The organism is Oscillibacter valericigenes, from assembly GCF_016902445.1.
Taxonomy (GTDB): Bacteria; Bacillota; Clostridia; order Oscillospirales; family Oscillospiraceae; genus Oscillibacter; species Oscillibacter avistercoris.
Genome location: NZ_JACSNX010000041.1, coordinates 1 through 7,670 on the forward strand (window position 1 = coordinate 1; position 7,670 = coordinate 7,670).

The following is a 7,670-nucleotide window of genomic DNA, read 5'->3' on the forward strand; positions in this document are numbered from 1 at the left end:
CACCGTCAGCGCCGGCGCCAAGGACTTCGGTGACAGCGCCGACCTCAGCGGCGAAGCCTATGAGGAAGCTGTCAACGTCATGTCCGAGATGGGGATCATCGACGGTTATTCCGATGGTGATTTCCGTCCCCAGGGCACTCTGACCCGTGGCGCTGCCGCCAAGATCATCGCCTGCATGATGCTGGGCAAGACCACGGCTGAGGCTCTGGGCACCTCCGCGGCTCCCTTCAAGGATGTTCCCGCGGGCTCTACCTTCGCAGGCTACATCGCTTACTGCGTGGAGTCCGGCCTGATCGACGGCTATGCCGACGGCACCTTCCGTCCCCAGAACACCCTGACCGGCTTTGCCTTCCTGAAGATGCTGCTGACCGCTCTGGGTTACGACAGCTCTATCGAGGGCTACACCGGCACCAACTGGACCGTGAACGTGGCCGGTCGCGCCACCCAGATCGGTCTGACCACTGGCAACGACGACTTTGTGGGCTCCCGTGCCGCCACCCGTGAGGAGGCCTGCCTGTACGCCGCCAACGCTCTGCGCACCACCCTGGTGGAGTATGACAGCAAGGGCACCAACGTTGTTGTCAACGGTGCTACCGTTGCCATTGGCGCCTCCAAGCCCACCTACGTGACCTCCAGCATCGCCGGCGCTGCCACCAGCATCGACGACACCAAGGACAACCAGGCTGGCGACTACACCGTGGAGTTCGCCGAGCGGTATCAGCCCGACCTGGAGCTGGACCACGACACCGACGCTTTCGGCCGTCCCGCCCGCACCTGGAGCTGGAAGAACCGTGACATCGGCACCTATGTGGACTTCGATCTGCTGGTGGCCGAGTACACTGAGAAGGTCACCGGCGAAGAGCTGTATGACCTGCTGGGCAAGAGCACCATTGCTGACTCCGACTTCTACATCTATGTGGACGGCGTGGAGGCCATCGAGGACAATGAGGCTTACCTGAGCAACGCCTACTTCACCGAGGGCAGATTTGTCCGCGGCAACCGCGACAGCGTGGGCGAGACCGGCAACGGCGTTCTGACCCAGGTGTTCGTGGATCCCAACGCCGGCTCTGACGGCGAGGTCACCATTGCGGTCATCAACACCTATCTGGCCGTGGCCGATGGTGACTATGACGAGCGGGATGAGTCCATTGACTTCGATGTTTGGGGCATCGACGCGAAGAATATCGCCAAGGATATCTATGTGAAGGATACCAGCGATACGGACCCTGATCCTAGCGTGGTTAAGTTTAACAACGAGCCTTTCACAGTGAAGGACGAGGATATCTCTGTCGCGGATTATGTGGACGGCGATGTCGTTCTGGTCACCGTGGCTGACGGCGCCATTCAGACCGTGGCTGATCCTGAGGTCATGTCTGAGGTTACCATCACTGGGTTCAAGAGCGGCCGCGGCGGCAACCTGACCACCGGCGGCACCCGCTACAGCTACAACGACGCCGCTGCCTATGACGAGGACGCCCTCATCATCTACACTGGCAACGGCACCGTGAACCTGAAGGATACCACCTACAATGTGTATCTGGATCAGTACGGCTACGTGGCTGGCGTTGAGGAAGTGGATGCTGAGAAGCAGTACGTCTTCATCACCGGTGTGGACGAGAACTACAGCAACCTGACCAACCGCAACTACGATGCCACCGCCATCTTCCTGGACGGCACCATCGAAACCATCGAGATCGACGCCCGCGACACCAAGGCTGCCGGTGTGAACTTCAATACCGACGCTAAGGATAAGACCTGGAAGAACACCGCCCCCACTAGTCGTACTACCTCCTTCGCTAACGTGAACGAGTGGTACACCTACACCGTGGACCGCAACGGCGTGTACACCCTGCGCAATGTCGACAACCAGACCGCGATGGATAACGACCAGGTGGTTGGCGGCATCACGATGAACGAGAAGAACATCGATCTCAAGGTCGGCACCAGCAAGTACGTCTTCGGCAATGACGAGACCGTGTACATCAACACCTCTGTTGCCAACGTCACTACTGAGGTCGCCAGTGATGACGATGTTGTGGTCACTGTCATCGACGATGTGGAGTCTGTTGTCACCGGCGTCCGCAATGTGGACATCGATGCGCTGAGCGTAAACAATAAGACCGCTGATAAGAACGAGACCGCTTCTTATTATGTGGCCGACGAGGTCTTCCCGCTGTGGGATGACGACAGCTGGCTGATCGGCGTTGTGGTCATCGGCGAGGATCAGGGCGTTTCCTCTGATTATGCCTATGTCCACACTGACAGCATCAGCCAGGAGACCTACACCGACGAGGACGGCAACCATCACTGGTTCCGTGACGTCCTGATCGACGGCAAGGTCACCGAACTGGAGTATGTGGATGATTCCATCAACGTGCTCAACAGCGCTGACATGACTCAGGGCAACTGGGTCCGCGTGTACTACAACGCTGACGGCACCGTCCGCCGTGTTGAGGATGTGCCCACGCTGAGCACTGTTCCTGCTGTCCTGAGCGGCACCGATGATATTGAGGTCTACTCCGAGACCCTGAGCAATGACTTCGACGGTGACGCTGATGACGATGAGCTGTACTATGAGAGCGGTTCCCTGTATGTCATCAAGGACAACGCCCGGAATGGCTTCTCCATCCGTCCCGATGTAAAGGTGGTCTACATCAACGCCAAGGCCGGCGGCTCCGGCGATTATGACGAGGTTGTTGACGGCCTGGAGGGCATCGACGGCCTGCGCACCGCCCTGAAGCGTGTCAACGACAACTTCAACGGCACTGTCAACGTCATCTTCGACGACGATGTGGCTTCTGTCATCGTTCTGCACAATACCTCCAAGGATCCCGGCTACAACCCCGGCTCTGACGCCAGCTATGGCTTCAAGCTGACCGGTGTTACCAATGTGAGCAAGGGCTCCAGCGGCTCTGATCAGTGGCTGGAAGCCGATCTGGTCGGCACCGGCGATCTGCCCGCAGGCTCCTCCGCTCTGGTCGAGCTGTGGAAGCAGAACGACAGCGAGGGTAACGCTATGGTGGACGACAGCGTGTTCACTGGCTGCAACAACCTGGGTTCCGATACTCCCGTGAACAGCATCGACAAGGTGACTGCTTCCGGCGTGTTCATTCCCGAGAGCGGCAACTACTATCTGGTGATCAAGATTGTTGACGCCAACGGCAACGTGATGGATTCCGTGACCACTGATTCCCGGTACTTCGCGGTTTAATCAGAACTTCTGATCACAAGTTGACCATCGCGCAAGAGAAGACCCCCGGGCGAAAGCCCGGGGGTCTTCTTGTCAATCCTCTTTGAAAAGGGCCAGCACCACATAGGTCTGGTTATTGCCGTTCATCTGCACTGCCGAGTTGTTCACGCCGCTGGCTGTGCCGTTGGAGTAAAAGGACACCTGACTGCCACTCCATGTGATGTGCATATTCGAGGGCTGGAAGTTGGTGTCGTAACTGGTGAAGACACACCGGCTGATCTGGGGGCTCACCATCAGCAGTGTGCCCGCGCCAGCCACCAGGGCCAGCAGCGGTTCCCGCGGAAAGGTGAGCACAGTGGGGTTTCCCGCACCGCTGGTTCCGTTGCCGGTATACATGTCAAAATACAACTGGCAGTTTCCCTTCTCTCCCAACTCATCCTCCAGCGCCGCCGCCCGGGTGTCCAGCCCCGCCAGCGCGGCGTCGATCTTGCTGTTATCACTGTTAAAATCTTCCATCAGGATCCGGTCGGTGAGGTCCCACTGGCTGAGGCCATAGTTTGCTGTCTGATTCAAAAACATCCCCCTTTCACGGGGCCTGCCGCCCGGAGGGCAAACGGCCAAAGCCTCCGGGCGGCGGAACATTCCCCGCACTACCTCCGGTAGTGCGGGGAAAAGTTGCATCCGGCAGTGCAGCAGAAAAATTTTTTCCGGTGCATGGAGACGTGCAACTTTTGCCCTACACTCCACAGGAGTGTAGGGCAAAGCGGAGGAGCTGCCTCCGGCGCGGGAGCATTTTTCAAGTCCCGGCGCCCCTGCGGCGGCCCGGCGTTCCCCCTGCCGGGCCGCCCTGTAAATTGATACGAAACGAGGAATGTTTTTTGAACCAAACGGCCAATTACCAACTGTGTCAGTGGGACCCCACCGACCGGATTTTGATGGAAGATTTTAACAGCGACAACCGGGAGACCGACGCGGCCCTGAAGGCCAACGCCGACGCCATCGCGGCTGAGACCACCGCAAGGGCCTCAGGGGACCTGTGGGTCAGGCTGCTGGACCTGACCGTGGAGGCGGAGACCCAAAAGTGGGACATCGACCTGAGCGGCATTGACCTGACAAAGTACCAGAAGCTGCTGCTCTGCCCGCATCTGAAGGGCAACACGGACCAGTGGGTGTATGTGCATATCAACGGGACGGAGACGGAGTGCGGGCAGGTGCCCATGGTCAACGAGCCCGCCCGGCAGAACTTCGGCGTCAACGAGCTGATTTTTCTGCCGGAGCTGCCGAAGCTCTACATTTTGCAGATGGGGGCCACGTCCATTGTGGCGAACCCGGGGTTTGCCGGGGTCCGCACGGTGGAGCTGGGCGCCGGCGCCACGCACATCGACACGCTGGGGCTGTGGTTCAACGGCGTCGCCTACCGGATCCTGGAGGGGTCCAGTATTCAGATTTACGGATTCAGGAGGTAAAAGAAGCCCCCCGCACCGAAAGGTGCGGGGGGGCTTTTAGGCTTTCATGGTCGTTTGAAAAACCTCAAACGAATTAGCCGCCGATAATGGTGCTGGTGGTTACCACTTCACCGCTGGACATAGTGACCACAGCATAGTAGACCTGAGTACCCACAGTACCGGTGATGGCGGGGGCCACTTTGAAGGTGCCGCTGCTCAGAGTCTGCGTGCCGACCGTGCCAACTTCCACGGCAGTGTCTTTGCCGCTCGCCAGGGCGAACGCATAGATCTTAGCAGTGAAGGTCGTGGTGTTGTCAGTGGTATCGGTGGAAGAAACTGTCAGTGTCAGGTTACCAGCAGAGGTGCCTTTGCCCATAACAGCACTAAAGGTGCCGGCGCCGGGGTTGACAGTCTCAGTCTCATCCACGACCTTGACATACACGTCGGTCAGCAGGCCCTTGTCATTGGTCTTGACGAAGACCTGATCAGTGTCATCTTTTGCAATCGCGGTGATGTCGCTGGCCTCCAGGTTGCCATCCACGTCGATGAAGTAGGTATTCACATCGCTGGTGTAAGCGAAGTGCTTGTTGCCCAGCTTGATGACGTCATTGGTCACAGAATCCGTGCCGACCAGGTTGCTCACGTTGCCGTTGCCGGCATAGGTGTTCGCACCCGCGCTGGCCTGGCTCTGGGCGCCGGTCATGATGCCCTTCTCGTTGTAGATGGGGCCATACACCAGCGCGTCATACTTGTACTGGTCAGAGGTTCTGACAACACCCTCCTCACCATTGATGAAGGCGTCATACTCATAGAAGTAGCCCAGATCAGAGGTGTAGGACTGCAGATCATTGCTGCCCTTGATGTAGATGACATCCTCGTTGTCGCTGATCATGGTCATGTCATCGTTCTTCTCGATGAAGACCACAGTGGCGGGAGAGCCATTGGAGGTGCTGTCCATGAACACGGCCACGGCACCGGCGGTGCCGCCGTTGTGCTTGATGGTGGGCACGTTGGCGAAGCCCTCATACACGCTGTAGGTGGTCTTGTCGCCGGATGTGTCGGCCACCAGGAAGATGGTCTTGCCGTCCGCAGCGGTCGTATTCTTGCTGCCATTCACATTAGCCTTGTTGCCGTCGGTAATGCTGAAGGTATTGCTGCCATTGTTCAGGCTGAAGGAACCGCCGGCCTTGCCAGCCTGAGAATCGGCCACCAGGTTCAGGTCATAGACATCATCGCTGTCGATGCTATAGGACACGATGTCGTACTTGCTTAGCTTACCACCAGTGGGAGTAGTAAATGTGCCGCTCGTATCAATAGCGGAAACATCAACCTCCACAGTGGCGGTGGTGCCGTCGGTGAACAGCAGCTTGGCCTTGGCGGTGTCGTTGAAGTCGCCGGCCTGGGCGGTGTAGTTCAGAACCACGGCGTACTCCACAGAGGTGTCAGCATCCACATACAGGCCGTAGCCATAGGGATCGAGATAGACGGTGACGTCCTCGCTGCGATCAACCGTAGAGGCCATCTGCTTGATGTTGTCAGCGGACTTCACATTGGCGTCATACTTGGTGCCGGCCACGGTCACAGAACCCTCGGTGGTGTAGCGGCTCATGGTGCCGGTGACAGACTCGGCCAGGCCCATAGACTCGATGCACTTCTCGCCAGTCTTGTAGGAGTAGGTGTAGTAGACGATGTCGTCCTTGTCAAACTCGTCCGTGTCATAGGTGCCGCCAGGGCCGGTGAAGCTGTCGCCCACGTCCAGGGTCACATAGGCGTCGCGGGTAGAGGAAGCGTTGCGAACGGAGCTGACCTTGCCCACATAGGTGTTGACAACCACGATGGTGATGGTGTCAGCGTCCTCGTCATAGAAGACCTGGGTCACAGCGCCGTTGCCGGAAGCGGTGGCATTCACACGGCTGCCGCGGACAATGTCGCCAGCGCCCCAAGTGCTGGTCACGTCCTTGCCGTCCACATACAGGGTGACGTCGGAATCATCGATGCCGTCGTCCAGGCCCAGATCGGAGTAGATGTCGCCCACCTTCACGGTAGAGGTGTACGTGACATCCGCCTCATCGGCATAGGTGCCGATGGTCTGGGACTTCAGCCGCCAGGTGGTGGAGGGACGCTCAAACTCGTCGGTGGTGCCGCTCCGCTTGCTCAGGTCGGTGAAGTACAGCTCGGCAAACTGCATCAGACGATCCCGGTCAATATTGCCGTCAGAATCGGTGGTGTTGGCGCGGTCCTTCCGGCTGGAGGTGGTGTTGATGGTGATGTCGCCGACCACGATGGTGTTCTGCTGATCGTACTCCACCATGGTGGCGTTCAGCATGTTGAAGGCGTACAGGGCGGCCTCCTCACGGGTGACGGCCTGAGAGCCCACAAAGTTGTCGTTGCCATCATCCAGGCCAATGCCCACGGCCTGCTTGATGACGTTCACGGTCCAGTTGGCGCCGGTGTAGCCCTCGATGGAGCTGTCATAGCCCAGAGCACCCAGCAGCATCTTCATGAACGCGTTGCCGCTCAGGGTGCCGGTGGGGCGGAAGGTGCCGTCGGCATAGCCGCTGATGATGCCCTGCTGAGAGCAGTAGGTGATGTAGCCAGCAAAGGTGTTGGTGACGGGCACGTCCTTGAAGGGAGCGGTGCCGGCGCTCAGCGCCTCAGCGGTGGTGGGGCCCAGGATCAGGTTGCAGATGATCTTGGCAGCCGCACCACGGGTCAGGACTCCATCGGGACGGAAGGAATCGTCGCTGTAGCCATCGACGATGCCGAGAGCAGAGATCACATCTACAGCTTCCTTGTAGGTGATCTCACCGTCATCTGCGAAGTCCTCGGCACCTGCGCTGACGGTGACCAGAGACATGGTCATCACCAGAGCAAGCACCAGAGAAAGGAACTTCTTCATTCGGATTTCTCCTCCTTTTGAGTTTTCGCCGTCGCCTTTCCAACTTTTTCGCCAGAAGAGTACGTATCTCAACATTTTTGACAGAAATCGATTGATATTCAGCTCGAAGCAAGCGGTTTCTGGTAGCAATTTCCCC

At 58.5% G+C, this 7,670-nt stretch carries 4 protein-coding genes; 2 read left to right on the top strand and 2 right to left on the bottom strand.

The genetic code is table 11. From position 1 onward, the window contains the following. The coding region (locus H9X91_RS13745; RefSeq protein WP_204805818.1) for an S-layer homology domain-containing protein at positions 1–3,211 on the top strand (3,211 nt) is incomplete at its 5' end. 72 nt (positions 3,212–3,283) lie between these two features. On the opposite strand, the gene H9X91_RS13750 is transcribed toward H9X91_RS13745, so the two are convergent. Further along, positions 3,284–3,763 (bottom strand): hypothetical protein, encoded by a 480-nt coding sequence (locus tag H9X91_RS13750; protein ID WP_204805820.1) that lies wholly within the window; start codon positions 3,761–3,763, stop codon positions 3,284–3,286. Positions 3,764–4,068: 305 nt separating this feature from the next. Between H9X91_RS13750 and H9X91_RS13755 the strand changes: the two genes are divergently transcribed. Next, positions 4,069–4,656: a hypothetical protein gene (locus H9X91_RS13755; RefSeq protein ID WP_204805822.1), complete on the top strand. Its 588-nt coding sequence runs from the start codon at positions 4,069–4,071 to the stop codon at positions 4,654–4,656. 73 nt (positions 4,657–4,729) lie between these two features. On the opposite strand, the gene H9X91_RS13760 is transcribed toward H9X91_RS13755, so the two are convergent. After that, positions 4,730–7,534: an S-layer homology domain-containing protein gene (locus H9X91_RS13760; RefSeq protein WP_204805824.1), complete on the bottom strand. Its 2,805-nt coding sequence runs from the start codon at positions 7,532–7,534 to the stop codon at positions 4,730–4,732. Positions 7,535–7,670 lie beyond the last annotated feature (136 nt).

What these genes read in the sequence shown, in the direction of transcription:
- H9X91_RS13760 (WP_204805824.1), bottom strand. Translation starts at nt 7,534, where the DNA reads ATGAAGAAGTTCCTTTCTCTGGTGCTTGCTCTGGTGATGACCATGTCT.